This window comes from Pseudanabaena sp. PCC 6802, from assembly GCF_000332175.1.
Taxonomy (GTDB): domain Bacteria; phylum Cyanobacteriota; class Cyanobacteriia; order Pseudanabaenales; family Pseudanabaenaceae; genus PCC-6802.
This window is the reverse complement of the sequence record NZ_KB235914.1, coordinates 4,448,057-4,475,012: the sequence shown is the minus strand read 5'-3', so window position 1 is coordinate 4,475,012 and position 26,956 is coordinate 4,448,057. Positions and strand designations below refer to the sequence as shown.

Genomic DNA, 26,956 nt, shown 5'->3' with positions numbered 1-26,956 from the left:
TGCCAAGCGATCTGAGGTAAGCCTCTAGTTGCTCGTTTTTCCGTCGTTCTTGAGCGGCGATCGCTTTAGCTTGTTCTCTATAGCGGTTTTCAGATGAAAACCGCTATAACCAGATGGCTCATAAAGATTAGCCATCATTATGGGTTGCCCAGTAGTTTATGACGCAATTTTTTAATGCGATCGCGGTACTGAGCGGCTTGCTCGAACTCTTGTTTCTTGGCGGCTTCGCGCATCTGTGCTTCTAGTTGCTCGATTAGTTCTGGCAATTCATCCAGGGAAATATCGAGGGGTTGGTTGACGACGTAATCTAACTGTTGTTCGTTGAGACGACGGGAGATCGATAGAAAATCGAGAATCGCATTGCTGGATTTCTTGGTAATCGATCTTGGCTCGATGCCGTGTTCTTCGTTGTAAGCGATCTGGATCTGGCGGCGGCGTGCTGTTTCGCTAATCGCTTTGTCCATGCTGTCAGTGAGCCGATCTGCATACATAATTACCTGTCCGTTGACATTGCGGGCAGCGCGACCGATAGTTTGAATTAGCGATCGCTCTGCCCTTAAGAAACCTTCTTTATCCGCGTCGAGAATTGCCACCAACGATACTTCTGGTAAATCCAAACCTTCGCGTAATAGATTTACGCCGATCAAGACATCAAATTCGGCATTGCGGAGTGCTTGCAGAATTTCGATGCGATCGATCGATTTGATATCGGAATGGAGGTAGCGCACGTTGATGTGTCTATCCTCAAAGTAAGCAGTCAAATCCTCCGCCATGCGCTTGGTGAGGGTGGTAATTAATACTCTCTCGTGGCGGGCTACGCGCAATTTGATTTCACCCAGCAGGTCATCGACTTGCCCTTCCGTCGGGCGCACGAATATCTCCGGATCGAGAACCCCGGTGGGACGGATGATCTGCTCCACAATTTGCTCGGAAATCTCTAACTCCCAATCGCCCGGTGTGGCTGAGACGAATATACACTGCTTCACCTTATCCCAAAATTCTTCCGATTTGAGCGGGCGATTGTCTGCCGCACTGGGTAACCGGAAACCATGTTCGATCAATACAGACTTGCGGGCGCGATCGCCGTTATACATGCCGCGCATCTGCGGCACGGAAACGTGCGATTCATCCACGACCAACAGCCAGTCATTGGCGGGGAAATAGTCCACCAAACAGTCGGGTGATTCGCCGGCATTGCGACCGGAGAGATGTCGCGAATAGTTTTCCACGCCATTGCAAAAGCCCACTTCCTGCAACAGTTCCAGGTCGTAGCGAGTGCGCTGCTCCAGACGCTGCGCTTCCAGGAGTTTATTATCCTTAATCAGTTCCTCAAGGCGTTCGTCTAACTCCTGTTTGATTTGCTGGCAGGCAATTTGCAAGCGCTCCTGTGGTGTAACGAAGTGGCGAGCGGGATAGATATTCAGCCCTTCCACGCTTTGCAGGATTTCTCCCGTCACCGGATCGACAAAGCGAATCGCATCAATTTCATCGCCAAAAAACTCAACGCGAATAATCCTATCCTCATAGGCAGGGACAATTTCCAGGATATCGCCCTTCACGCGAAATCGACCCCGCGACATCTCAATATCGTTGCGTTCGTACTGGATTGTTGCGAGATCTCGCAACACTTGCCGCTGATCGACAGTATCTCCCACGCGCAATGGAATTGATGCCTTGAGATATTCTGCGGGAATGCCCAGACCGTAAATGCAGCTAATCGAGGCGACCACAATTACGTCCTTGCGCTCGAATAGCGATCGCGTGGCGGAGTGACGCAGCATATCGATTTCGTTGTTAATCGAGGCGGTTTTTTCGATGTAGGTGTCGGTAACGGGGATATAGGCTTCTGGTTGGTAATAGTCGTAATAACTAATGAAATACTCGACGGCATTATTGGGAAAAAATTCCCTCAACTCGTTACACAACTGCGCTGCCAGAGTTTTGTTATGGGCTAACACCAGCGTTGGCTTCTGATATTGCGCAATTGCATTCGCGATCGTCATGGTTTTACCCGTACCCGTCGCACCTAGCAGAGTTTGATAGCGCTTACCGTCTTTTAGCCCCTGGAGTAGCTGGGCGATCGCTTTGGGCTGATCGGCGGTGGGCGGCCAGGGTGTCTGAATTTGAAACTCTGCCATAGGTTTAAGAATTTTCGTAAATTAACGAACGCACTGTCCTATTTTAGCCAGGTCAAAAATATACGTGTAATACCAAATCCGCGTTAATTGTCCCTAATATAGCGTTTTTCAATTGAGAACAGGTTTTATTGACGGGCTGAAGGGGTAGAACCCCGACCTGGGGGCAACGCCCCCAAACCCCCTACTCTTTCCGATCTGCAAACCGCTATATTGCCTGGCAACTAGAAGTCGCGGCTACAAAAAACAAAGCCTGCCTGTACAGACTCCGCAAAAAGGGGGGTAAAAACCAGGGTTTGGTATAAGTAAGCGATCGCCTGACTAACTGAACAATTTATGTAAGGGTGGGTTGCGACAGCGATCGCAACCCGATTGCCGAACTTACACAAAAACGCTAAAAATGGCATTAACAAAAAAAATTAACTGCTACCTGAATAGCCTAAAATGGCTTAGATACAGGCATTTGGCATTTCGTCTACCCATTGCCAACAAGGAACCCTAGTATATGACCATTGGATATCTTGCACTAGTTCTACACGCTCACTTGCCCTTTGTCCGCCACCCTGAGAGCGATTATGTTCTAGAGGAAGAATGGCTGTATGAGGCAATTACCGAAACTTACATTCCCCTACTCAAGGTATTTGAGGGACTGAGGACAGATGGCGTTGACTTCAAGCTCACCATGACTCTGACCCCACCCTTGGTGGCAATGCTGCGCGATCCTTTGCTTCAGGAACGTTATGAAGCCCACTTAACCCAACTACAAAAGCTGGTAGCTTGTGAAGTGGAGCGCAACAAGTTCAACAGCCACCTCAAGTATTTGGCTGAGTTCTACGAAAAAGAATTGGCAGAGGTGCGATCGCTATGGCAAAAATATGATGGCGATATCGTGGGTGCGTTCAAGCAATTCCTGGATAGCAATAATCTGGAAATTATTACCTGCGGCGCAACGCACGGCTATCTGCCCTTGCTAAAAATGTACCCCGAAGCGATACGGGCGCAACTCCAAGTGGCGGTAGAGTCCCACACCCAGGAATTTGGCAAGCCACCCAATGGCATCTGGCTGCCTGAATGCGCCTACTTCAACGGGTTAGAACGCGCGATCGCCGATGCTGGTTTGCGCTACTTCATCTCCGACGGTCATGGCATCATGTACGCCAAGCCTCGTCCGCGCTTTAGCACCTATGCTCCCATTTTTACCGAAACGGGCGTAGCCGTATTTGCCAGAGATCAGGAATCTTCGCAGCAAGTATGGTCGGCAAGGATCGGTTATCCCAGCGACCCAGTCTACCGCGAATTTTACAAAGATTTGGGTTGGGAAGCCGACTACGAGTACATTAAACCCTTTATCATGCCAAATGGGCAGCGCAAAAATACGGGGGTTAAGTACCACAAAATTACAGGTCAGAATTTAGATCTGGGTGCCAAGCAGCTATACGATCCTTACTGGGCAAGGGAAAAAGCCGCCGAACATGCGGGCAATTTCTGCTTTAACCGCGAGAAACAAATCGAGCATCTGTATCACAGTATGGGGCGACCGCCAATTGTCATGTCGCCCTACGATGCCGAGTTATTTGGGCATTGGTGGTACGAAGGCCCCTGGTTTATTGACTATACGCTTCGCAAAGCCTACTTCGACCAGAAGGTATTTCGCCTTACGCACCTTGCCGACTACTTGAAAGAAAATCCCAGTCAGCAGGTGGCACGTCCGGCACAGTCAAGCTGGGGCTACAAGGGTTTCCACGAGTTCTGGCTGAACGAGACGAATGCTTGGGTATATCCGCATTTACACAAAGCCACCGAGCGCATGATTGCTCTGGCACAGCGCGAGGCAGTTGACGAATTAGAACGTAAAGCCTTGAATCAGGCGGCACGGGAAGTACTGTTAGCCCAATCTTCAGATTGGACGTTCATTATGAGTACGGGCACCATGGTGCCCTATGCCGTGCGACGCACCAAATCTCACCTGTTGCGGTTCAACAAATTATTTGAGGATATTAGTAAAGGTGCGATCGACTCTGGCTGGCTGGAAAAAGTAGAATATATGGACAATATCTTTCCACAAATCGATTACAGGGTCTATCGTCCCTTATCTACTCCGGTTTTGCAGGCATAGACTATGTTCCCTTTGAGCACCTCCCGAGGAAGTCGTAATTGAGACTTCGTTACCTTGCATATTTCCGTATAACTACCTCATAGAGGCATATTACCCAGAAAATTATTGAAAAACGCTATAAGCTTTTAAATACCGAGGAACCCGTAGATGGCTGCTGAAACCAGAGACTTTGATGCCCAACAGTGGGTGAAGACGCGATCGTCGCTCGACTCAAACGAATCGAGTTTCCTGATCTGGGCGGGGTCAATATATGCTTTCATTCCCGGTGAAAAGAGAAATCGCCTCTTTAAAATGGTGGGCATGAGCGTCAGCAGGTGCATTCCCTCCGCAGAGGGGATCTGGGATTTCACATCCAGAGAGTTGACTTACTACCTTCATCCAGAGACAGGTGAAATTTTGCAGCAGTGGGAAAATCCTTGGACAGGCGAATTACTAACGGTAATGCACGTTGCCAACGATCCCGTACAGGGGCATTTCAAAGGCAAGTTTCCCGCACAAGTAGATGGCAGCAATACCACTTTCGTATTTGACCTATTTTCTACTTATCCCAATCCTCTCGCCACAGATCGGAAATTTGCCGAGCATAGCCCGAATCCAACTTATCAGGCAGCCGAGTTATTCAAGATTTCAGTTCCCACTGAAGAACTATTGAATCCTGAAATTCTCTCTGTTTCCAAACTCCAGCTTTACTGGGATCGGGTCGGGCCTTGGGTGCCCTGGATGAAAATGGGCGATCGCCCCGGTCAACTCATCTACAGCGCCTGTGGCAGCAAAGTAAATGGAGTGGATGAATTGCCGCAACTGCTAAGGGATGAGATTAATACTCGCATGCCTCTATATAAAAATGCACCGCTGTCTTATTCAGATGATGTAGAAGATATGACCTCGTGGTTGTATTTTCAAAAGCACTTTGATGCTTACCTAGCTGGCAAAACTTTTCCCTTACCACAGTCAGAGGAGATTTAATCGATACTCCTGACATGCAGTATTGAAAAACGCTATAATACAGCCTGAGACGGGCTGGGAATGCGAGGAAAGCATGTATAGCTATAGCCAATAGGCTTAGGACGGGGTGCAGGGGTTCCACACGGCAGTGGCTCTAGCGGGGAACCCCCAAGACCGCCCTGCCTCCCCTGCGTGGGGGCGCAGCCCCCACACCCCTTGTCCTAACAGATCTGTCTACAGCTATATATGGGAATTTGCAGGTGAATGTAGAAGTTGAATTTGGTGAAGCGATCGCGCAATTTAATCGATCGGAATTTTATGCTTGCCACGATACCCTGGAAGCCATTTGGATGGATGCCGAGTATCCAGACAAGACTTTCTATCAGGGAATTTTACAAATAGCCGTCGGATTGTATCATCTCAGTAATAGCAACTGGCGCGGCGCGGTAATTCTTCTGGGTGAAGGGATCGGTCGGCTGCGCGATTTCCAACCAGACTATGCAGATGTTGATGTCGAGCGATTAGTGCTTGATAGCGCCACATTATTGAAAACATTGCAAACTTCTGGAGCGGAGGGAGTTGATGCGATCGCCCAACAAATGCGAGAGCGATCGCCTGAGTTAAACATTCCTAAAATTCATTTAATCGCCGCATGAGATCCCAAACGGAAAAACAAAGGGAAAATTCACGCGAATGTAGTTTGGTAGAATTATAGCGGTTTTCAGATGAAAACGAGAAGGGGGGTTGGGGGCGTTGCCCCCAAGAAGGGGTGGAACCCCTTCACCCCATCAATAAAACCCGTTCTCAATTGAAAAGTGCTATAGCCCAGGAAGCCATGAAAATCTCTACTTCAGGAGGTTAGAGTCGTGACTGCAACATTACTTAATAACTTGCCTAGCACAGAGCAGGAGCAGCGTTTCTTGCTGCCAGGGAACTACAGTTGGCAGGAGTTTGAGGCTTTAGAGCAACTCCTGGCTGATTCTCCTGGTTTGCGGATAACTTATTTGGATGGATGGATCGAACTCATGACATTGGGAGAGCCACACGAATTAATTAAAAAATCTTTGGCTATCTTGCTGGAAGCTTACTTTACACTCATGGAAATTGAGTATATTCCTGTGGGCAGCGCTACGCGACGAGAGGAAGATAAGGGTACTTCCTTTGAGCCGGATGAGTCCTATTACTTGCGAGAAAAGAAAGCCAATCCAGATCTAGCGATCGAGGTGGTGCTGACCAGTGGGAGTTTGCAGAAACTGGAGAAATATCGCCGCTTTGAGATCCAGGAGGTGTGGTTCTGGGAGGGTAACCAGTTAAAGCTGTACCACCTGCAAGATGGCCAGTACGTAGAAATAATGCGCAGTGAACTTTTACCAGAATTAGACATCGATCTGTTAGTACGCTGCGTGCAAATGCAATCGCGCTTAGAAGCCATTTAGGAAGTAAAAGGCGCACCAAAAGCAGGTATAAATACTGATGAAGTCTAGTATAAACCTGAAGAGATGCGCCGATCCTATAATACCGATTTATCCAACCAAGAATGGGAAATTATCGCACCCATGCTACCCAAACCATCAAAATGGGGTAGGCCACCCAAAACAAATATGCGAGAGTTACTGAATGCCATTTTCTATATACTCAAAAATGGTTGTACATGGCAGAATCTACCCCATGACTTTCCGCCTTACTCAACGGTCTATTTCTACTGGCAAAGGTGGGAAAGAACTGGGCTACTGGAGGAGATTAATCGCAAATTGAGCCAACAATTTAGGGAAAAGGTTAGTAAAGAGGCGACCCCAAGCTTGGTGAGTATCGATAGCCAGAGTGTGAAGACAACAGAAAGTGCGGGCAGTCGAGGTTTTGATGGCGGTAAGCAAATCAAGGGCAGAAAACGCTTCGCTATGGTTGACACCTTGGGCTTAGTTGTAAAGGTGTTGGTGTGTGCAGCTAACATCGGTGAAAGAGCAGGAGCTAAGCAGTTGTTACAGAATCTCACATCTCCATTACCACGATTAGAGAAAATTCTGGTTGATGCTGGATTCTCTGGTGATGAAATCACACAATGGGTCAACGACAACTTCGGATGGCTTTGGGAAGTTAGCAAACGGGCAGACAATCAGAAAGGTTTTGTAGTGGAGTCAAAGCGTTGGGTGGTAGAGCGAACCTTTGCTTGGTTAGGTAATTGTCGTAGACTAAGCAAGGATTATGAATTTTATGAGCAAATGTCTGAATCGTTTATTTACTTGGCTTTAATCCGCAAAATGCTAAGAAATCTGGCAACTGCGACTTCCTAAATGGGTTCTTAGAAGCAATGAAAATCTTTAGAGATGCGATACGGCAGGAGTCATAGCAAGATCTGGTTCGCTGTCGATCGCAGAATTTACCTATACTGGAGATCCATACCAGATTTTAATATTCAAGCAAAGTAACCAGGCCATGTCATCCATAAATCGTACTGCTAGCGTCCACCGCCAAACTGGAGAAACCGACGTTCGAGTCGGATTAGATCTCGACGGACAGGGCAAGGGACAGGTAAGTACGGGCATTCCCTTCCTGGATCACATGCTGCAACAGATTTGTTCGCACGGCCTCATCGACATGGATATTCAGGCAACTGGCGACCTGCACATCGACGATCACCATACCAATGAGGATGTTGGTATTACGCTGGGGCAGGCGTTAGGGCAAGCACTGGGCGATCGCAAGGGCATCGTCAGGTTCGGACATTTTATCGCGCCCCTGGATGAAGCTCTGGTGCAGGTCGTTCTGGATTTTTCCGGTCGTCCCTACCTGGTTTACGGTCTGGAGATTCCCACGCAACGGGTGGGTACCTACGATACGCAACTGGTGCGCGAATTTTTTCAGGCAGTTGTCAACCACGCCCAAATGACATTGCACATTCGCCAGCTTGACGGCATTAATTCCCACCACATCATCGAAGCTACTTTCAAGGCATTTGCCAGGGCATTGAGGATGGCGATCGAAATCGACCCGCGACGCGGCAGCGTCATTCCCAGTTCTAAAGGCGTGCTTTAACGCGAATACTTTAATAAGAAAGGTTTTGACGGTTACAGGGCATCTTGGCTATAATAATCTTACCGCCGTCTTACATCTTGGATTATGGAAACTACACGTTTGTCTAGTAAAGGACAGGTCATCGTTCCGAAGTCCGTGCGCGAAGCACATGGATGGAAAGCGGGGCAAGAATTTGAAATCGACGATCTCGGTAGTTCTATTGTTTTGCGACCTGTAAATGCGTTTCCGCGATCGCGCGTTGAAGATCTGATTGGTTGTACGGACTATCAGGGACCAAAGCATACTTTGGAAGATATGGAAGCAGCGATCGCCATTGGCGTTGCCGAGCAATTTTCTAAAGGAGTGCAGCAGTGCTAACTATCGCTCTAGATACGAATCTCATTGTGAGGATTTTAACTAATGACGATCCCGAACAAGCAAAAATTGCTGCCAACCTCATACAAAGCGATCGCGTATTTATCCCAAAGACCGTGCTTTTAGAGGTTGAATGGGTTTTGCGCTACACTTACAAACTCGATCGCATTGTTATCGATAAAGCATTTCGCCATTTGTTGGGATTGCCAAATCTTTTGGTGGAAGACGATGCCTCAGTCAAGCAAGCGATGTTTTGGTATGGCGAAGGGCTGGACTTTGCCGATGCTTTGCACCTAGCATCCAGCGGTATTGCCGATCGCTTTGCGACGTTCGATTTAGCTTTGCAAAAAAGAGCGCGTCGCCTTAATAATGTAATTCCTGTCGTCTCTCCCTGATTGATACGATCCACAGCCAAGAACTTAATTTCTTGGCTAATGCTATTCCCGAATAATCCGAGTTAAGATGCATTTAGGCGCACATTTTGCAAAGTACAGTTCAAAGCCATGACCCTAGTTCGCGAAAAAACTCTGGCAGAAAAGGTAAGAGCAGATTTTCCGCTCCTGCATCAGGAGATCCACGGTCAGCCGCTGATTTATTTTGATAATGCGGCTAGCTCGCAAAAACCCCTGGCCGTGCTGGAAGCCTGGCGCTATTACTACGAACACGACAACGCCAACGTGCATCGCGGCGCTCATACCCTCAGCACTCGCGCTACCGATGCCTACGAGGGGGCGCGGGAAAAAGTTGCCCGGTTTGTCAACGCGCGATCGCCCCAGGAAATTGTCTATACGCGCAATGCCAGCGAAGCCATTAATCTAGTCGCCTATGCCTGGGGCATGAATAACCTGGTGGCGGGGGACGAAATTATCCTCAGCGTCATCGAGCACCACAGCAATATCGTCCCCTGGCAATTCGTAGCACAGAAAACTGGAGCCGTCCTGAAGTTCGTGCAGCCCACCGCTAGCGGTGAATTCGATTTCGAGCAATATCAAGCGCTGCTCGGCGATCGCACCAGACTGGTTACCACATTCCACGTTTCCAATACCTTGGGTTGCGTCAGCCCCGTGGCGGAGATCGTTCGCCTTGCCCACGATCGCGGCAGCAAAGTCCTGATCGATGCCTGCCAGAGCGTGCCGCACATGTCAGTGGACGTGCAGGCAATGGATTGCGATTGGCTCGTGGCATCGGGACATAAGATGTGCGCTCCTACTGGGATTGGCTTCCTCTACGGCAAGCTGGATCTGCTGCGCTCTATGCCCCCGTTTATGGGTGGTGGCGAAATGATTGCCGATGTATATCTCGACTATTCCACCTATGCCGAGCCGCCCCATAAATTTGAGGCAGGCACGCCCGCGATTGGCGAAGCGATCGCCCTTGGTGCGGCAGTGGACTATCTCAGCGAAATTGGCATGGAGAACATCCACGCCTACGAGCAGGAGCTGGTCACCTACTTATTAGAGCAACTCAAGCCCATTCCAGACCTCAAAATCTACGGGCCATTGCACCATCGCGCCGGACTGGTAGCGTTCAATGTGGGCGATCGCATCCATGCCAACGATCTGGCCGCCATGCTCGATCAAGCGGGCGTAGCAATTCGTTCGGGGCATCATTGCACGCAGCCTCTACATCATCACCTGGGCGCGAGCGGTACCGCCAGAGCCAGTTTGTACTTCTACAATACTCGTGATGAGATTGATGCCTTTATCGTAGCCCTGAAGGATGCGATCGCCTTTTTCAATAGCATTCTGTAGGGATTGCGAACGTACAACCTGGCGATTGCAATCGCGGCTATACAAACAAAACCCGCCTGCGCGGGTTCAAGGCTCCCAATAATTCAATTCTCAATCTAGATGGAAAAAGCATATTGGCTGGCGTGGTCGAAAGTTCCACAGATCGGCCCCGTATCTCTCAAGCGCATCTATCAACACTTTGGGAATCTCAAAGATGCCTGGTCGGCTTCCAGTTCGGAATTACTTGAAGTTGAGGGCATAGGCAAACAGATTGCCTCGGTTATAACTGCAACGCGGCGAGAGATCGATCCGCCCGCGCTTCTGGAGGAATATCAACGTCAAAATCCTCGCTTCTGGACTCCATCCGATGACGAATATCCCAAACTACTATGGGAAATTCCCGATCCGCCGCCCATCCTGCATTATGCGGGCAGCCTGACAAAATGGGCGGAGCGATCGACCGTGGGCATGGTGGGAACGCGCAGTCCCAGCGGTTACGGGCGGCGCTGGGCGCAGAAAATTGGCAAAGCTCTAGCAGAGCATGGTTTTACCGTGGTGTCGGGTTTGGCGGATGGCGTGGATGCCGAAGCGCATCGGGGTTGCTTGAGCGGCGAGGGTAACGCGATCGCCGTAGTCGGTACGGGCGTTAATATCGTCTACCCGCCCAAAAATCAATCGCTTTATCAAGAAATTATCAAATCCGGTCTGGTTGTCAGCGAATATCCTCACAACACTCAACCAGATCGCGTCCATTTCCCCGCTCGCAATCGCATCATCGCCGGACTGTGCCGCGCCACGATCGTGATCGAAGCACCGGAGAAATCGGGCGCTCTGATCACCGCCCACCAGGCCAACGAATACGGTCGCGATGTCTTCGCTCTGCCCGGCTCTTTAGATACGCACCACTCGCTTGGTTGCTTGAAATTAATCGGTAACGGCGCGCAGGTAATTTTGGGCGTTGACGAACTCATAGCGGCGCTAGGTGCCATGCCCGGTCTAGATCCCGATCCTCAGACAGAACCAGTGCAGTTACCTTTACTGGAGCCAACCCAACAGCGCATCCTCGCCGCGATCGCCTTTGGCGAACCGATCGGCTTCGATCGCATCGTTGAAACCGTGGGCTTGCCCGCTGGAGAAGTGTCGGGAGCCTTATTGCAACTGGAGTTGATCGGGGCGATCGCACCATCGCCCGGTATGCGCTATCAACGCCTTATATAAATTTCGATCCGGGATTGGAGGTAGCGCGTACTAGTTAAAGAGTTAACACAAATAAACCAGCGGCCTAACCCTGGTTAGGACTAACGCAAAAACACCATAGGTAGGGTGGGCACTGCCCACCTTATACCAATTCTTCAAAATTGAACTACAGATCGATCTATGTACGGGCGAACGGCCGTTCGCCCCTCCAGCAATCTGTAATTTTACTTTAGGGAATTGGTATTACTACTTAATAAAAATCTCCAATTCTCTTAAGACTTTGTTTTTACAGGAGCAATCAAATGCAATCTAATCTGAAAGTAATCTTTGCAAGCTTGGCACTTGTCTCTCTCTCTGGTCTGAATGCTTACAGCGTTTCTGCGAACGAACTCCCCAGCCAGCGCCAGCTATTAGCGAAAACCGCAGCATCTCAAGTCCCCAGTCAATTACAGGTGCCCAAAGACGAGAAGCTATTGTTTAAAACGGCGGCAAAGGGCGTACAGATTTATACCTGTCAACCGAAAGAGGATAACCCTCAAAAGTATGGATGGAAGCTAAAAGCACCGGAGGCAGTGTTGCTCGATGAGAAGGGCGTGGAGGTGGGCAAACACTATGGGGGGCCGACTTGGGAACTCAAGGATGGCAGTAAGATTCAGGGTAAAATCCAGGCGAAAGCAGATTCTTCTACCAAGAATTCTATTCCTCTGCTTTTATTGGAGGTGACCTCTCACTCTGGCAAAGGTGCGATGAGTAATGTCAAACACGTTCAGCGTCTCGCCACGGTAGGCGGACAAGCTCCTGCTAAAGGTTGCGATGCCGCGACCAAGAAGGATGCGGAAGTGAAAGTGGATTATACGGCTGATTATTACTTTTACGGTATCGCGCCAACTTCTAAAAAGTAGTTGAGATTAAAGCCTGGCGATTGAAATCGCGGCTACACAAACAAAGTCCGCCTGTGCGGACTTGAAGAGGATTTTCAGTATCGCTTTAAAAAAGCTGACCGCTAACACTATACAATGACAAAGCGCAAATTCTTTAAGGACAATGCGATGGGTCTGCCGCGCAAACAATTCGGACAGCACTGGCTGCGCAGCGAAAAGGCGCTGGCAAAAATCCTGAAAGCGGCGCAGCTAAGCCCCGACGATCGCGTCCTGGAAATTGGGCCGGGAACGGGGAATCTCACGAAAATGCTGTTGCCGTTCGTGCGATCGCTGACTGCTGTAGAAATCGATCGCGATTTGTGCGAGCAATTAAGGCGTAAGTTTACGCAGGAGAATTTTGAACTGATCGAAGGCAGCATTCTCGATGTGCCCTTGCCGGAAGGGGTTCGCAAGGTCGTAGCCAATATCCCTTACAACATTACGGGGCCGATTTTGACGAAGTTGTTGGGGACGATCGCGGCTCCGGTCAATCAGTTCGATCGCATCGTGTTGCTCGTGCAAAAGGAAATCGCCGATCGCCTGGTGGCAAAGGCGGGACATAAGGCGTATGGTGCTCTGAGCGTGCGGGTGCAGTATTTAGCCGAGTGTCAGTTTATTTGCGACGTACCCGCCCAGGCATTTTATCCGCCGCCCAAGGTAAACTCGGCGGTGGTGTGTTTGTTACCGCGATCGCCCGTTAAACCAGCTAGCGATCCTGAGTTTTTGGGGAAGTTAATCGAGATGGGGTTTGCGACGCGGCGGAAGATGCTGCGGAATAATTTGGGAAGTATAATCGATCGCGATCGCCTGGTTAGTTTGCTGGAGGAGATGGGCATTAATCCTCAGGTAAGGGCGGAGGATTTGAGCGTTGAGGAATGGGTAGCGCTTAGCGATGCTATATCTCTGCGCGGATTTCATGACGATCTACATTGTAGAAAGATATAGCCATAGCCAACAGGTTTAGGACGGGGTGCAGAGGTAAAACCCCTGCATAGTGAGCAGTTCCACCCACCCACTGAACTAGCCGATCTGTCTAAAGCTATAGTTTTGACAATAAGTAACATATAAGTTACTATCATATCTAATATGAAAGTTCAAGAATAGACCTCTTGCAAATTAGCCAACTGAGGAGCCTTGAGAGCGTTCAAAATTGTAGAGACCAGCAATTAGATTGCAACGCAAACCAAAGCGGTGACGACGATTGCGATAGCGTCCAGATAAGATGCGGAAGATCTTCAAGCGGCGATTAACATGCTCAATGCCAACCCGTTGGCGCGCAAGTTGGCGGTTGAACGCTTTCTGCTCGGGCGTAAGCTGACCACCTTTCGGTTTCTTGTGGGGTAAGCGGCAGTAGAGATGCAGTTTCTGGATGCCTTGATAACCCTTGTCCTGCAAACTCTCGGTTTGAGGATGGAAATGGATGCCAGAAGCTTTGAACAGCTTGAAATCATGCCGTCGCCCCTTGCCGAAAAACGTACAGATAATCTGCCCAGTAAGAGCGTCAATTATGAGTTGACATTTGAGCGTGTGCCCTTTCTGTTTGCCGCTATAAAAGGCACGTTGGTGCCGCTTAGGACGCTCAATGCGAGTTTCAGTCACATCAACGATCGCGACTGTAGGTATCCCAAAGCCCCGCACCAACTGGCGCTTCCCAGGTAGTCGAAAGCGACGTGAGCGGATTAAAGTCTCCTCTACCCAATGCACTATTCGACAAACTGTAGACTCGCTGATGCCCCAACTAGTGGCGATGTGAAAGTAGGTGCGATATTCCCGCCAATACTCGAAGGTAACCAATATGCGGTCTTCTAGTCCGAGTTTAGGCTTGGCTCCAGGTGTTGGCGTTGCTCGCCACTCTGGTTTAAGCACTTTCACAATTGCTTTGAACGTATTAGTCTCGATACCAAATCGACGCTTAAAGTGTGCAGCAGGTAGGGTTTGCGCTATTATATAGTTCATCATCAGGACGCTTTTTCGTTATTGCTATGTCCTGATATTTTCCTATCTTGGGGTTCTTTGGCAACTCAACCTCAACCTAATCTGCAAGAGGTCTAATATATTAGAGAGGATGGCTCAAATCCCTATCAGAAATGGTTCGACAACCTGGATGCCATAGCTGCGGCAAAGGTTACAGTTGCGAAGTCTCGTCTAGAGCTAGGAAACACATCAAGCATCAAATGGTTTGATGGAATTGGCGAATACAGGATTGATTGGGGACCAGGTTATCGCATTTACCTAGCTCAGGATGGTAAGCAACTAATTGTCTTGTTTGGGGGTGGAACTAAAAAAAGTCAGCAGTCAGATATTGACCGAGCTAGAGAACTTTACCAAGAGTATAAGAGAAGAAAGAGGGGGGCTAGTGAAGCAGAAGTAAAAGAAAAAACTGAAAAAAAGAAAGGAAAGAAGTAAAGATTATGACATTAACAAGAGACTTTAAAGAAACGGTTTGTGAAAGAGTTCAGCGAGATGAGAGTGCTCAGATTTTTGTGTAAGCGAGAAATAAGGTCAGTAATTTAAACGTCCTGGGAATAGGATAGCAAAATATGACAACGCTGCCTTCCAATCTTTAAGGGGGCGAGTCCAACGCTTGGCAATGTTATGCATGGCCAAGAACATGAGCTTGAAGACAGATTCCTCATCGGGGAAGACAGCCTTGGTTTTAATCACCTTGCGCAGGGAGCGATTGAGGGATTCAATGGCATTGGTAGTGTAGATGACTTTGCGGATGTCCATGGGATAGTCAAAGATGGGGATAATGTTCTGCCAATGGCGCAGCCAGATTTGGCTAATCGCGGGGTATAGGCGATCCCACTTGGCGGCAAAAGCCTCAAGCGCAGCTTCGGCTTCTGCCAAAGTGGCAGCATGATAAATGGGCTTGAGGTCAGCCACAACAGCTTTAGCGTCTTTCCAGGGCACATGACGCAAACAGTTGCGGATCAGATGCACAATACATAGTTGCACCTGGGTTTGCGGGAAAACAGCCTCAATCGCCTGGGGGAATCCCACTAAGCCATCGCAACAGGCAATCAGAATGTCCTTGACCCCACGGTTTTTGAGGTCAGTCAGCACCTTGAGCCAGAACTTAGCGCCTTCGGATTCCACCTCCCCAATCCACAGCCCAAGCAATTCTTTGTTGCCCTCAACCGTAATACCCAAGACGACATAGACCGCTCGCTTGCTCACCCGACCCGACACCTTGATATTCACGTAGAGGGCATCGAGGTAAATGATGGGATATACAGGTTCCAGGGGACGGCACTGCCAAGCCTTGACCTCGTCGCTAACTGCATCAGTGACCTCACTGATGAGTGCGGCGGAGATCTTGGCACCATAGAGTTCTTCGAGTTGAGCACTAATGTCTCGGGTGCTTAATCCCCGTGCATACATAGCCAGGATTTTCTCATCGAGTCCTGCTATTCGCCTTTGGTGTTTCGGTACCAGCACGGGGTCAAACTCGCCGTTACGGTCTCGCGGTATCGACAACTCCATTTCGCCCTGTTGCGACTGCACCGTCTTCTGCGAGTAGCCATTGCGGCTGTTGCGTCGCACAACTTCGTCTTCTACCGCTTCCTCTCCCTTAGGCGTGCTTGATTTGAGGTGATGGCTCAGCTCTCCCGTGAGCGCTCGCTCGATTAGTCGTTGACTCAGTTGCTTCAGTAAGCCCGATTCTCCTAGAATGTCCTCGGGGCTATGGCACTCTGACACCAACTCGTCTAGTAGTTCATCTGTACGATTAGTTGCTTGTTTGCCTCTTAACATGTTGCGGTCTCCTTGGTTTTTGTGATTCTAGACCGCTTACACAAAATTCTGATCAGTCTCGCGAGATCCTGCATTTGCGGAAGCTCTTCTTGACGAAGCTATTTCTCTGTTCCTCAATGGCGAACCAGAAACCGCAAGACTTATACTGAGAGATCTTGTAAATGCAACTGTCGGTTTTGAACAACTGGCGATCGCAACATCCAAACCAAGCAAAAGCCTGCACCGGATGTTATCTGCAAAAGGGAATCCTACGATGGATAACCTGACTGCGATTCTCAATGTCCTTTGTAAAACACTGCATGTAAACATCAAAGTTCAGACGATTCCATGCACCTAAACCCGTCTTTAGATTTACCATTGGGAATTCCCAAGCGATCGACTTCCTCAAACCATTGCCTCCAGCGATCGGCAATACTTCTATCTTGAGGATCGCGACTTTTATTTTGTCCAGTCTTCATAGTTGAGATTTGGAATGTTTTGAAAGTGCTTCACATTGGCTGTGACAAGTAGACAATCACAATATAGCGCAGTTGCCGCAATAAACAAGTCAATAGGTGCGATCGTAATACCTCTAGTTCTAAGATCGACGTAGATTTGGCTGGCTATATCAGCGATCGCTCGATCGTAGAGTATCACTTCACTAACTTGGGCAAGTCGATCGAACTGCTGCATTTGCCTTTGAGCATCTTTATAGAGTAAGCCACTTTTGATTTCGTAGTAGGTAAAGATCGAAAATGAAAAGTAGGAATAGTGCTGTTGATAGATGCGAAATCTTTCAATAATCGTTGAGTTGCCTTTTAAAAAATAGGAGAGAATATTAGTGTCAATTAAAGCCTTTTTCATGCGCGATCTTCTCTGCCGAGATCCAGTTGGCGATTGGCTTCGGCTTCTGCAACAATTTCATCCATGATGTCCCCTAGATCGGATGCCATACCTGCAAATTCCATAAAATCTACTTTTGGCTGCTTAGATTGGAGGAATCTCAAAAAATCGAGAACTTCTGCCAATACAGGCATAGGAGCATTTTCAAGTTCTTGAAAGAGTTGTTCTTTGATAGTCATTGTCTATCCTCCTTTTGCTTTAAGCATAGCTCGTAATTTTTACGATATGTTGTGGTATCTGGATGTTCCGCACCAAGTGCTTTTTCAGCGATCGCTATAGCCCGACAATACAACAGTTCCGCCTCCGCATACTTCCCTTGCATATAGTATAGCCCTGCAAGATTATTGAGGCTGTTGGCGACATCGGGATGGTCTGCTCCTAGTTGTCGCTCGTTGATTTCCAGCGCGCGTCGCAACGGTGGTTCCACTGCCGCGTACTTTCCCTGTGCGTAGTGTAGCAATGCGAGATTATTGAGGCTGATGGCGACATCGGGATGGTCTGCTCCCAGTAGTCGTTCACTGATTTCCAGCGATCTCTTATATAGAGGCTCTGCCTCCGCATACTTCCCTTGCGATTTGTATAGCAATGCGAGATTATTAAGGCTTTGTGCGACATCGGGATGGTCTGCTCCCAGTAGTCGTTCATTGATTTCCAGCGATCTAAGGTATAGAGGTTCTGCTTCAACATATCTCCCCTTTGTTCCGTATAGCAATGCGAGACTATTGAGGCTTTGTGCGACATCGGGATGGTCTGCTCCCAGTAGTCGTTCCCTGATTTCCAGCGATCTAAGGTATAGAGGTTCTGCTTCAACATACTTCCCTTGCGCATGGTATAGCCTTGCGAGACTATTGAGGCTGTTGGCGACATCGGGATGGTCTGCTCCCAGTAGTCGTTCCCTAATTTCCAGCGATCTAAGGTATAGAGGTTCTGCTTCAACATATCTCCCCTTTGCTCCGTATAGCTCTGCGAGATTATTGAGGCTTTGTGCGACATCGGGATGGTCTGCTCCCAGTAGTCGTTCCCTGATTTCCAGCGATCTAAGGTATAGAGGTTCTGCTTCAACATATCTCCCCTTTACTCCGTATAGCCCTGCGAGATTATTGAGGCATTGTGCAACATCGGGATGGTCTGCTCCCAGTAGTCGTTCCCTGATTTCCAGCGATCTAAGGTATAGAGGTTCTGCTTCAACATATCTCCCCTTTACTCTGTATAGCTCTGCGAGATTATTGAGGCTGTTGGCGACATCGGGATGGTCTGCTCCCAGTAGTCGTTCCCTGATTTCCAGCGCGCGTCGCAACGGTGGTTCTGCTGCCACGTACTTTCCTTGTGCGAAGTGTAGCGATGCGAGATTATTGAGGCTGTTGGCGACATCGGGATGGTCTGTTCCTAGTTGTCGTTCCCTGATTTCCAGCGATCTAAGGTATAGAGATTCAGCCTCTGCATACTTCCCTTGCGATTTGTATAGCAATGCGAGATTATTGAGACTGTTGGCGACATCGGGATGGTCTGTTCCTAGTTGTCGTTCCCTGATTTCCAGCGATCTAAGGTATAGAGATTCAGCCTCTGCATACTTCCCTTGCGATTTGTATAGCAATGCGAGATTATTGAGACTTTGTGCAACATCGGGATGGTCTGCTCCCAGTTGTCGTTCCATGATTTCCAGCGATCTAAGATATAGAGGTTCCGCCTCCACATACTTCCCTTGCGATTCGTATAACCCTGCGAGATTATTGAGGCTGTTGGCGACATCGGGATGGTCTACTCCCAGTTGTCGTTCCCTGATTTCCAGCGATCTAAGATATAGAGGTTCTGCCTCCGCATACTTCCCTTGCGATGTGTATAGCAATGCGAGATTATTGAGGCCGCTGGCGACATTGGGATGGCGTGCTCCCAGTTGTCGTTCCCAAATTTCCAGCGATCTGAGGTATAGAGGTTCTGCTTCGCCGTACTTCCCTTGCTCGTAGTTTAGTCCTGCCAAGTTATTGAGCACATGTGCAATACCAAGCGGCTTATCATGAGTTTCGTAGAGATTGAGTGCTTCTAGATATGCTCTTTCAGCTTCAGGATAGTTGAGATGAGATCTATAGGCATCGCCCAAGAGATCGAGGATGTCGGCACGAGCGAGACTAGGTTGGGGATATCGCTCTAGAACGTGGTAGAGAAAATCAAAGCGTTCTTGGGAGACAGGGATAGTTAGTTGGTGCGTTGGTCTTCTGATTTGTTCTAGATCGACTGACTCAATTGCAGGAATATCACTTTTCAGACGAACTTCCATCGATTTCCAATCCCAAAAGTCGGGAGCAAACCTGGCAAAACGAGTAATAGTATAGCCAGGTAGCAGGAAAAGTAATGGATATGGTAGCCTCTGTGGATAGTTGTCACGGGCAATGTTGATATTGCTGAGGATATCGGGATAGTCGCCATATCCACCGATCGCATGTTCTAAACCGCACAATAGCAGAACGGGCTTTTTCCCTGGAATTAGAGTTACCGATCTCAGGTCTTCCTCAATTGCCGCGATTAGATAGCGCAGATCGGGGCGATCTAACATTAAAGGAATCCACTGCACGTAATCTGGTTGACTGCGATCGAGCAAAAACTGGACTGTGGCATCGCGATCGCGCTCCAGATTAATCTCGACAAAGCCGATTGTCAGACCCTCAGACAGATCGGCAAAAAGCCCTATCTTACGGATAGCCTCAGCATTGCGAGCTAGAAAATCAAGATCGGAACTATTGAACTGAGTCGTTAAGGGCGCGTTGAAAAGCATCGATGTTCAAGACCGTAGGATGGGGATAGTTCCAGCGACGTTTACCGTTGTACTCCAACACAGAGGTATTAACCAGCGTTAACTGCCCGATTTCATCGTTATTTGCTCGTTTAGTACGGTATGTATTAGCGATCGCGCCATAGTGCGTGTCGGGGATCTCGCGCTCAAAGCTAAACTGGCGTTGATTAATTGCATAAACTACATCGTCTGCTTCAATTTTACTGTGTCCGCGCCCGATTGCAGTGAGGCAAGCCTCGCGTACCATTTGCATCAAGTGGCGAATATGCCCGCCACTCGCACGAATCAGATCGTCCCGTTCCCGATCGGTTGCAAATATCTGTTGCGTATCCATGCGGCGCTCTAATAAATTGACAAGAGCCTGGATACCATCTGGGTTATGCTTCAGGGGATTGCGTTTGGCATCAAATTCATAGATATTGACCATCGGAATGATTTTTGGCTCTGCAAATGTATTGGCAATCCCGCGAGGCGAGTATAGGGCGGAAATTGGCAGAGTATAAATTATCGTGCAGCGCAGCTCTTGCAGTTGCGAACCGTAGTTAAAAAACAAGCGCTCGGCTACATGAGGTGGGCAGCGATCGAGATTGTCAAAAATCAACAGAATACCTTTTTTGTCCGGATATCTCTTGCGGAGCTTCTCATTCCCATCATCCAGCAATAAGTTAAGTGTAGTTTTTAAACGAGAGAAGTCTCTCTCTAGAGTTTGTCGAATAGTTTGTTTATCTTTCGAGCCGCCCTTGATCTGAGACATAATCTTTGCCAATAGCTTTGCCAGAAAAGGTATAGGAAAGGGAGTCTCGCCCCCTAAAGTTATTTCCCCCTCCACTGAAATAGAACTTTCTACTGTTTGTTCGTTTTCATGGGTGACTTCAGCAAACCAACTCTCGAAATCTCTAATTATGCTCGCATCGATTTTAATTTTAGTTTTGCGTAGTTCGTATTCTACATACTGTGCGACCAGCAAATACAGATCGGTATATTCCACATCATTGATATCCGTAATCTCATCCGTTCTGAGGTAAATGACGTGATACTGTTTCCGCAAATTTCTTTCTAATGAGTGTAGTTCGGTACTTTTGCCGCAGCCGCGATGCCCTGTAAACAAAATCGTGCTAAATTCTCCAGATTCTTGTAAATCGAGGGCAACACGCATATTCGTGACAGCTTCACTTTTGCGCGATTCACCTAGCTCTGTGTAATAGCGATCGAGATCGTCCCCTTCCAAAGGTTTGACATCAGATACACGATAGGCTTCACGCAGGTTAACTGCCCGCTGAGATGACATAAACTCTAGTCCCTAGTCCAAATAGTAAGGCTGCTCTAACTTAGCAATTGTAAAATAAATGGCGCGACTTATCTTTAGGTCTTTGCACAATTCTAGCTGTGTCTTAGGTTGTTCGCTCATACGGCATCTCCCAAAATTAAGGCGATCGCCTGGTCGATAATCGCGGTGCGATCGACCATAGCGGCAATCTCAGCCGCTTCGTACCTACCCTCAAATGCTTCCAATGCCGCCTGTTTTAAAGCAGACTCGTAGGCATCTTCTAGCGTCTCCTGTAATTCAGCTTGAGAGAGGTAAGTGCCTCCTGCTTTGCGGCGTTTGTTCGAGCGTTGGATTTGCTTCACCGCGTTAAAAATAGATATCTCCCAAGATCTGGTCGAGCGCTTCTCGGCAGATTGCTTAATCAAGTGGAGCAGCAGGATAATCCCAAAGCTAAAAACTCTGTTTAGCTTATCGTCCCTGCTCATTTCGGTCATCTCCTCTACCAATAGCAATGCCTCATGGATGTTGCCACCAACAAGCAATTCCTTAAGTTCTAGCAACTCTTCCATTGCCCATGCCTCCTGAGTCAGTCGCCCAAATCGATATCACCTGTCACTTTTACATTTTTTAGCATTGTTTGTCCTATATCACCTTGAGCGATCGCACTTATCGCACTTACAGTCATTCTACCTACGGTAAATTTGCCACTGGATCCGCCAACTGTTTCCTCACGTTGCAGAGGGTAGTAGTTAAGGGAGCAGGGCTAAGTCTGTGAAAATTTCATGACAATCGACATTGCCACCATCTCGATCCTACATATTTCCAGCCTATAACTGAGATCTTGCAGTTAAGGTGCGATCGCTTACGGTTATCCGCACATTGCTCGATGCGATCGACACCCGTTATATAAAGTTAACTAGCGATCGACATCCCTCATCATACGCCCTCAAAAAGCTAACGGCTAACTGCTGAGTGCTTGTTAAAAAAGCTGACCGCTGATAGCTGACTGCTAAAAGCTAATTTTTAATTTATTTTTTAGTAAAGGTTGTATATAAAAGGTTAAGCATTATATAAGGTTAAGAAGGGTTTAATCTAATACTGGTTGCTACCCTTAACTAATAGCTTTTACAAACTGTTTCCGAGCTGTTTCCGAGCCATTTATGCACTACCAATTGCCCTCATAACTGCACCGCTAACTATGTCCACACTTGTCATTGTTGAGTCTCCGACCAAAGCCCGCACAATTAAAAATTTCCTGCCACCTGGATATCGGGTCGAAGCTTCAATGGGGCACGTGCGAGATCTCCCGCAATCTGCTACTGATATTCCCGCAACAGTTAAGTCTGAGGAGTGGGCGAAGTTAGGCGTAAATGTGGATGCAGACTTTGAGCCGCTCTACATCGTGCCCGAAGACAAAAAGAAAGTAGTTAGGGAGCTGAAGGCTGCCTTAAAAAATGCCTCCGAACTCATCCTGGCCACTGACGAAGACCGAGAAGGGGAAAGCATTTCCTGGCATCTGTTGCAATTATTGCAGCCCAAGGTGCCGACCAAACGCATGGTATTTCATGAAATTACCTCCGAAGCGATTGGTAATGCTTTGCAAAATTGCCGCAATATCAACGAGCAACTCGTCCAAGCCCAGGAAACCAGACGCATTTTAGATCGACTTGTCGGCTATACCGTGTCGCCACTACTGTGGAAAAAGATTTCCTGGGGACTGTCCGCCGGCAGAGTGCAGTCCGTCGCCGTGCGCCTGATCGTCAATCGCGAACGCGATCGGCGAGCGTTCAAGTCGGGCAGCTATTGGGATCTCAAAGCAACGTTATTTGCCCCCAAGCAGGAGTTCCCAGCGCAACTCGTCTCCGTGAGGGGCAAAAATATTGCCACGGGTAAGGATTTTGACGAGTCAACGGGCAGAATTGCTGCCAATCGCAATGTTGAGTTATTAGATGAGGCTGGCGCGATCGCCCTGCAAAATCGCATTACAGGCAAAACCTGGACGGTCGGCAATATCGAAGAGCGCCCCAACAACCGCAAGCCATCGCCACCATTTACCACCTCTACGCTGCAACAGGAAGCTAACCGCAAGCTGCGCCTGTCTGCCCGAGATACGATGCGGACGGCACAGGCGCTGTACGAACAGGGGTATATCACCTACATGCGTACTGACTCGGTGCATTTGTCGCAGCAGGCAATTACCGCTGCCCGTACCTGCGTCGAGCAAATGTACGGCGCTAACTACCTCAGTCCTCAGCCGCGCCAGTATGCCACCAAATCGAAGGGGGCACAGGAAGCCCACGAAGCGATTCGTCCCGCTGGCGAAACTTTTCGCACGCCCCAGCAAACTGGCTTATCGGGTCGCGAGTTGCAATTGTACGATCTGATCTGGAAGCGCACGGTGGCATCGCAGATGGCAGATGCTCGCCAAACCACGATCGCCGTGCAATTGCAGGTAGAGGATGCCGTCTTCCGCGCTTCCGGCAAGCGGATTGATTTCCCTGGCTTCTTCCGCGCCTATGTTGAGGGTTCGGACGATCCTGACGCGGCGATCGAAGGGCAGGAGGTGATTTTGCCCGCTATGGCTGTCGGAGACCATCCCGAATGTCGGCAGATCGTACCGAGCGGCCACGATACCCAGCCACCCGCACGCTATACCGAAGCCTCATTGGTAAAAACCTTAGAAAGCGAGGGGATCGGTCGTCCCAGCACCTATGCCAGCATTATCGGAACGATCTGCGATCGCGGCTACGTGCAGCAAATCCAGAATGCTCTGGTTCCCACATTTACTGCTTTTGCGGTTACTGCTTTACTAGAAGAGCATTTTCCCAATTTAGTAGATACGGGTTTTACGTCCAAAATGGAACAAACCTTGGATGATATTTCCACAGGTAGCGCGAACTGGTTGCCATATCTACGGGAGTTTTATCACGGCAAGGAAGGCTTGCAAATTCTGGTAAAAAATGGTGAAAAGGAAATTGCGTCCGATGCCGCTCGCACAGTCCATTTAGAGGGATTGGAGAATGTCAAAATTAAGCTAGGGCAGTATGGTGCCTATATCCAGGTTGGTGAAGGCGATAATACGATCAATGCATCAATTCCCACCAATTTCACGCCTTCCGATTTAGTGCCTGAAAAGATTGAGACGATTCTCAAGCAGAAAATAGAAGGGCCAGATCAAATTGGGATTCATCCTGAAACCAACGAGCCGATCTTTTTGCATGTGGGGCCATATGGACCTTACGTGCAACTAGGAAGCTCTAAGGATGATAAGGCTAAACTCAAGCGGGCATCGCTGCCGAAGGGAATGCAACTGGAGCAACTCACCCTGGAGATCGCGGTGGATTTACTGAAAATGCCGCGCACGTTGGGGGTACATCCCGACACTGGCAAGAAAGTGCAGGCTAATTTAGGGCGGTTTGGCCCCTATGTCGTCCACGATCGCGGCAAAGATGGGAAAGATTACCGATCGCTCAAAGGCGACGACGATCCCTACACGATCACCTTAGAGCGAGCGTTGGAACTCCTGGCACAACCCAAGGTAACGAGAGGCTCGGCGCAGGTATTGCGCTCTGTGGGCACGCATCCCGCCGACGAGCAGCCTGTAGAAATCTACATGGGTAAATATGGCCCCTATGTCAAACATGGCAAGGTTAACGTGTCGCTACCTAAAGATAGCTCGCCAGACGATCTGACTTTGGAACAGGCGATCGCTTTACTAGCCACCAAGGCACCAGCCAAATCCAGCAAAGCTACTGCCAGTAAAACTACAACCAGCAAGGCTAAAACAACCGCCAAAACAGGAACCAGCACCAAGGCTAAGACATCGACTAAAAGCTCGACCAAGTCCTCCACCAAGACTAGTAAAACCACTACTACCAAGACCACCCGCACTCGCAAAGCTACAGTCAAAGGCTAGATAATTCTGATTGCCATACTATAGCGGTTTTCATCTGAAAACCAGAAGGGGGTTTGGGGGCGTTGCCCCCAAGAAGGGATTCCACCCCTTCACCCCATCAATAAAACCTGTTCTCAATTGAAAAACGCTATATGCCCTCAGTTCTAGTTCAAATAGGTGAAGTGGGCAAACTTTCACATTTGTTATTCTAGAAAAACAAGGGATTCATCGCTGAGGACAAAATGATGAAAAGAGTTTTAGCTACAGGATTTGCCGCTGTTGCTGCGGCTCTTGCTTTGGGAACTTCACAGCCTGCCCAAGCCCAAACCCGATGCCGATGGGTAGGACGGCAAATGCAATGTCAAGACACTCGCATCAATAATGATTATTACTACGATCGGGGTCGCAATAACCGCTACTACAACGATGGTGGCTACTACGAGGAATGGCGGCGGCAAGATCGCTCCTATCACAACGACCAGGGCTACTACGAAGACTGGCGGCGCGACCAGTGGCGCAATAATGACTACTACAGCAACCGCTCCTATGCTAACAATGGGGACTTGCGCCGTGCCATCAACGACATCTACCGCCGTGAGCTAGGGCGCAACGCTGACTGGGAAGGTATAAGGCATTATACAGATCAGTATTACCGTGGCTGGTCCCTAGGTCAAATTCGTAATGACATTGCTAACAGCAACGAAGCTCGCAACCGCTATTACTATCGCTACTAGGCTTTGATACACACAACAGCTCAAGCTATAAAATGCTTTCAGCTTTGCTGCAATCTGACCAGCAAATATTGCTCTGTTGACTTAGTCACCGTCGATGGTCGGACAGGGAACGTAGTTATATTGGCTGGAAAGGCAATTAACATTGAAATTGAAGCCAGTGGCGAATGGAGATTTGTATGAGTGCTAAACCAGATTTTGCGACTATGAGCACGATCGAGCTTCGAGCATATGTTTTAGGTCATCGCAATGATGAGGAAGCACTACATGCCTACCTCGACAAGTTACATTCCGAGAGTCCGCGATCGCGCGTCTATCAGCCCGAAGATGACGTATCTGAAGCGATCGCAGAGTACATGCAACACAAAAACTCTAATGCTTGACTACGCAAAAGTTATTTTTTCTGTTTGCAGGAGTCAAAGATCGACTGCACGGCATCGGGAACTTTACGAGTCGTTCTGACTTCTTCGTCAACTTTCTTAAATTCAGCAAAGGTGTACTTTGCCTGAAGCGAATTCATCACGCAGGAACAGTACTCTTTCTTTGACCTGTATTGACATCCTTTCATGAAGTTTTTTGTGACTTCAGCCGGATAGACATTTTTAGCTGCTTCGGCAGCCAGTACTCGCGTGGGTAATCCTAGGGCGATCGCGCTGGTGCACGCCAACAGTACGGAAAATATGCCAGATCCAGAAAATTGCATTAATTTCTCCTACCTAGATTGGTGATTTCACTTGGTCGATTTACCCAGGTTTTGCCCAGTGACTCCATTAAGTTATTTAAGTTATTTAAGTTATTCGACTTATTCAACTGAGCGATGCCAGAATCGACCTTTGGCTTAGACTCAGGAACGATCTGAAAAGTTGCCCTCGCGCATCTGCCAATTACCCCCTCATTGCCTAGCTGTTGTGCGTACTTTTCTTCATTCTTAACAAAGTCCGTATATGTCCATTTAGTTGAGGCTTCGTCTAAAGCGCACTTACAGAAATAAGTAGCTTGTTCGTTCGTGGCTTTAGGATTAGCTTCCAGGGCAGAGAGTACGCAAACTTTTTGAGTTGCTGCTAGCTGATTAGGGGTCCACTGCACCCTTTTGGCAGCGGCTCCCAGCAGAGTTGGAGATAGGGTTAGAGATACCAGGATTAAGAATTTTCTCATGGTAGGCAAGTACGGGAACTATATCTCAGTTGGGACTTAGAGCGCTAGGGCG

The 26,956-nt window shown here is 48.6% G+C and carries 28 protein-coding genes and 1 pseudogene; 18 read left to right on the top strand and 11 right to left on the bottom strand.

What is annotated here, in order from left to right; genetic code table 11:
* Positions 1-137: 137 nt before the first annotated feature.
* Positions 138-2,138 carry an excinuclease ABC subunit UvrB gene (uvrB, locus tag PSE6802_RS0126675; protein ID WP_019503077.1) on the bottom strand — a complete coding sequence of 667 codons (2,001 nt, stop codon included), beginning with the start codon at positions 2,136-2,138 and terminating at the stop codon, positions 138-140.
* Between the two features lie 502 nt (positions 2,139-2,640).
* Between uvrB and PSE6802_RS0126670 the strand changes: the two genes are divergently transcribed.
* The 12 genes from PSE6802_RS0126670 to rsmA all read left to right on the top strand — a co-directional run bounded on the left by PSE6802_RS0126670 (position 2,641) and on the right by rsmA (position 13,375).
* Complete coding sequence (locus PSE6802_RS0126670) at positions 2,641-4,251, top strand: glycoside hydrolase family 57 protein (RefSeq protein ID WP_019503076.1); 1,611 nt, start codon at positions 2,641-2,643, stop codon at positions 4,249-4,251.
* Between the two features lie 147 nt (positions 4,252-4,398).
* Positions 4,399-5,217, top strand: a complete 819-nt coding sequence (locus tag PSE6802_RS0126665; RefSeq protein WP_019503075.1) for a DUF1838 domain-containing protein — start codon at positions 4,399-4,401, stop codon at positions 5,215-5,217.
* Between the two features lie 239 nt (positions 5,218-5,456).
* The gene (locus PSE6802_RS0126660; RefSeq protein WP_019503074.1) at positions 5,457-5,852 is read left to right on the top strand and encodes a DUF309 domain-containing protein; all 396 of its coding nucleotides are present in this window, start codon (positions 5,457-5,459) and stop codon (positions 5,850-5,852) included.
* A 210-nt stretch (positions 5,853-6,062) separates the two neighbouring features.
* Positions 6,063-6,632 carry a Uma2 family endonuclease gene (locus PSE6802_RS0126655; RefSeq protein WP_019503073.1) on the top strand — a complete coding sequence of 190 codons (570 nt, stop codon included), beginning with the start codon at positions 6,063-6,065 and terminating at the stop codon, positions 6,630-6,632.
* Positions 6,633-6,695: 63 nt separating this feature from the next.
* Positions 6,696-7,487 (top strand): IS5 family transposase, encoded by a 792-nt coding sequence (locus tag PSE6802_RS0126650; RefSeq protein ID WP_019498649.1) that lies wholly within the window; start codon positions 6,696-6,698, stop codon positions 7,485-7,487.
* Between the two features lie 142 nt (positions 7,488-7,629).
* The gene (gene hisB, locus PSE6802_RS0126645) at positions 7,630-8,229 is read left to right on the top strand and encodes an imidazoleglycerol-phosphate dehydratase HisB (RefSeq protein WP_019503072.1); all 600 of its coding nucleotides are present in this window, start codon (positions 7,630-7,632) and stop codon (positions 8,227-8,229) included.
* 84 nt (positions 8,230-8,313) lie between these two features.
* Positions 8,314-8,586 (top strand): AbrB/MazE/SpoVT family DNA-binding domain-containing protein, encoded by a 273-nt coding sequence (locus PSE6802_RS0126640; protein ID WP_019503071.1) that lies wholly within the window; start codon positions 8,314-8,316, stop codon positions 8,584-8,586.
* Positions 8,580-8,978: a type II toxin-antitoxin system VapC family toxin gene (locus PSE6802_RS0126635; RefSeq protein ID WP_019503070.1), complete on the top strand. Its 399-nt coding sequence runs from the start codon at positions 8,580-8,582 to the stop codon at positions 8,976-8,978. Before PSE6802_RS0126640 ends, PSE6802_RS0126635 begins: the two co-directional genes overlap by 7 nt.
* A 108-nt stretch (positions 8,979-9,086) precedes the next feature.
* The gene (locus tag PSE6802_RS0126630; RefSeq protein ID WP_019503069.1) at positions 9,087-10,334 is read left to right on the top strand and encodes a SufS family cysteine desulfurase; all 1,248 of its coding nucleotides are present in this window, start codon (positions 9,087-9,089) and stop codon (positions 10,332-10,334) included.
* 99 nt (positions 10,335-10,433) lie between these two features.
* The gene (gene dprA, locus PSE6802_RS0126625) at positions 10,434-11,531 is read left to right on the top strand and encodes a DNA-processing protein DprA (RefSeq protein WP_019503068.1); all 1,098 of its coding nucleotides are present in this window, start codon (positions 10,434-10,436) and stop codon (positions 11,529-11,531) included.
* A 281-nt stretch (positions 11,532-11,812) separates the two neighbouring features.
* Positions 11,813-12,412: a DUF3455 domain-containing protein gene (locus PSE6802_RS0126620; RefSeq protein WP_019503067.1), complete on the top strand. Its 600-nt coding sequence runs from the start codon at positions 11,813-11,815 to the stop codon at positions 12,410-12,412.
* Between the two features lie 114 nt (positions 12,413-12,526).
* Complete coding sequence (rsmA, locus tag PSE6802_RS0126615; RefSeq protein ID WP_019503066.1) at positions 12,527-13,375, top strand: 16S rRNA (adenine(1518)-N(6)/adenine(1519)-N(6))-dimethyltransferase RsmA; 849 nt, start codon at positions 12,527-12,529, stop codon at positions 13,373-13,375.
* 171 nt (positions 13,376-13,546) lie between these two features.
* Here rsmA and PSE6802_RS0126610 read toward each other — a convergent pair whose 3' ends face one another.
* Positions 13,547-14,386: an IS5 family transposase gene (locus tag PSE6802_RS0126610; RefSeq protein ID WP_019503065.1), complete on the bottom strand. Its 840-nt coding sequence runs from the start codon at positions 14,384-14,386 to the stop codon at positions 13,547-13,549.
* A gap of 99 nt (positions 14,387-14,485) precedes the next feature.
* Here PSE6802_RS0126610 and PSE6802_RS36070 point away from each other — a divergent pair, with 99 nt between their 5' ends.
* Entirely contained in the window at positions 14,486-14,836 is a 351-nt protein-coding gene (locus PSE6802_RS36070; RefSeq protein WP_156815745.1) for a type II toxin-antitoxin system RelE/ParE family toxin, read from the top strand.
* Positions 14,837-14,932: 96 nt separating this feature from the next.
* On the opposite strand, the gene PSE6802_RS0126600 is transcribed toward PSE6802_RS36070, so the two are convergent.
* The gene (locus PSE6802_RS0126600; RefSeq protein ID WP_019498360.1) at positions 14,933-16,186 is read right to left on the bottom strand and encodes an IS256 family transposase; all 1,254 of its coding nucleotides are present in this window, start codon (positions 16,184-16,186) and stop codon (positions 14,933-14,935) included.
* A 55-nt stretch (positions 16,187-16,241) separates the two neighbouring features.
* Between PSE6802_RS0126600 and PSE6802_RS36065 the strand changes: the two are divergent.
* A pseudogene (locus tag PSE6802_RS36065) lies at positions 16,242-16,523 on the top strand (helix-turn-helix domain-containing transcriptional regulator); the annotation flags it as partial.
* Here the strand turns inward: PSE6802_RS36065 and PSE6802_RS33960 are convergent.
* The 6 genes from PSE6802_RS33960 to PSE6802_RS0126565 all read right to left on the bottom strand — a co-directional run bounded on the left by PSE6802_RS33960 (position 16,495) and on the right by PSE6802_RS0126565 (position 21,692).
* Positions 16,495-16,644 (bottom strand): hypothetical protein, encoded by a 150-nt coding sequence (locus PSE6802_RS33960; RefSeq protein WP_019503063.1) that lies wholly within the window; start codon positions 16,642-16,644, stop codon positions 16,495-16,497. The pseudogene PSE6802_RS36065 and the gene PSE6802_RS33960 sit on opposite strands and share 29 nt — an antisense overlap.
* Positions 16,625-17,029, bottom strand: a complete 405-nt coding sequence (locus tag PSE6802_RS0126590) for a type II toxin-antitoxin system VapC family toxin (RefSeq protein ID WP_019503062.1) — start codon at positions 17,027-17,029, stop codon at positions 16,625-16,627. The genes PSE6802_RS33960 and PSE6802_RS0126590 overlap by 20 nt, the downstream gene beginning before the upstream one ends.
* Positions 17,026-17,247, bottom strand: coding sequence for a hypothetical protein (locus PSE6802_RS0126585; RefSeq protein ID WP_019503061.1), 222 nt, complete (start codon positions 17,245-17,247; stop codon positions 17,026-17,028). Before PSE6802_RS0126585 ends, PSE6802_RS0126590 begins: the two co-directional genes overlap by 4 nt.
* Complete coding sequence (locus tag PSE6802_RS30480; protein WP_019503060.1) at positions 17,244-19,838, bottom strand: tetratricopeptide repeat protein; 2,595 nt, start codon at positions 19,836-19,838, stop codon at positions 17,244-17,246. The genes PSE6802_RS0126585 and PSE6802_RS30480 overlap by 4 nt, the downstream gene beginning before the upstream one ends.
* Complete coding sequence (locus PSE6802_RS0126575) at positions 19,801-21,144, bottom strand: P-loop NTPase fold protein (RefSeq protein ID WP_019503059.1); 1,344 nt, start codon at positions 21,142-21,144, stop codon at positions 19,801-19,803. Before PSE6802_RS0126575 ends, PSE6802_RS30480 begins: the two co-directional genes overlap by 38 nt.
* A 116-nt stretch (positions 21,145-21,260) precedes the next feature.
* On the bottom strand, positions 21,261-21,692 hold the full coding sequence (locus PSE6802_RS0126565; protein ID WP_019503057.1) for a DUF29 family protein: 432 nt from the start codon (positions 21,690-21,692) through the stop codon (positions 21,261-21,263).
* A gap of 629 nt (positions 21,693-22,321) precedes the next feature.
* Between PSE6802_RS0126565 and topA the strand changes: the two genes are divergently transcribed.
* From topA to PSE6802_RS0126550, 4 genes are all read left to right on the top strand, one after another.
* The gene (gene topA, locus PSE6802_RS0126560) at positions 22,322-25,039 is read left to right on the top strand and encodes a type I DNA topoisomerase (protein ID WP_019503055.1); all 2,718 of its coding nucleotides are present in this window, start codon (positions 22,322-22,324) and stop codon (positions 25,037-25,039) included.
* Between the two features lie 224 nt (positions 25,040-25,263).
* Positions 25,264-25,752: a hypothetical protein gene (locus tag PSE6802_RS0126555; RefSeq protein WP_019503054.1), complete on the top strand. Its 489-nt coding sequence runs from the start codon at positions 25,264-25,266 to the stop codon at positions 25,750-25,752.
* A gap of 3 nt (positions 25,753-25,755) precedes the next feature.
* Positions 25,756-25,932, top strand: a complete 177-nt coding sequence (locus tag PSE6802_RS36060; RefSeq protein WP_412973439.1) for a DUF6888 family protein — start codon at positions 25,756-25,758, stop codon at positions 25,930-25,932.
* Complete coding sequence (locus PSE6802_RS0126550; protein WP_019503053.1) at positions 25,929-26,132, top strand: DUF6887 family protein; 204 nt, start codon at positions 25,929-25,931, stop codon at positions 26,130-26,132. Before PSE6802_RS36060 ends, PSE6802_RS0126550 begins: the two co-directional genes overlap by 4 nt.
* Positions 26,133-26,143: 11 nt before the next feature.
* Here PSE6802_RS0126550 and PSE6802_RS0126545 read toward each other — a convergent pair whose 3' ends face one another.
* Both PSE6802_RS0126545 and PSE6802_RS0126540 read right to left on the bottom strand, forming a co-directional pair.
* Positions 26,144-26,452 (bottom strand): hypothetical protein, encoded by a 309-nt coding sequence (locus PSE6802_RS0126545; RefSeq protein WP_019503052.1) that lies wholly within the window; start codon positions 26,450-26,452, stop codon positions 26,144-26,146.
* Positions 26,452-26,904 (bottom strand): hypothetical protein, encoded by a 453-nt coding sequence (locus PSE6802_RS0126540; protein WP_019503051.1) that lies wholly within the window; start codon positions 26,902-26,904, stop codon positions 26,452-26,454. The genes PSE6802_RS0126545 and PSE6802_RS0126540 overlap by 1 nt, the downstream gene beginning before the upstream one ends.
* Between the last annotated feature and the right edge of the window lie 52 nt (positions 26,905-26,956).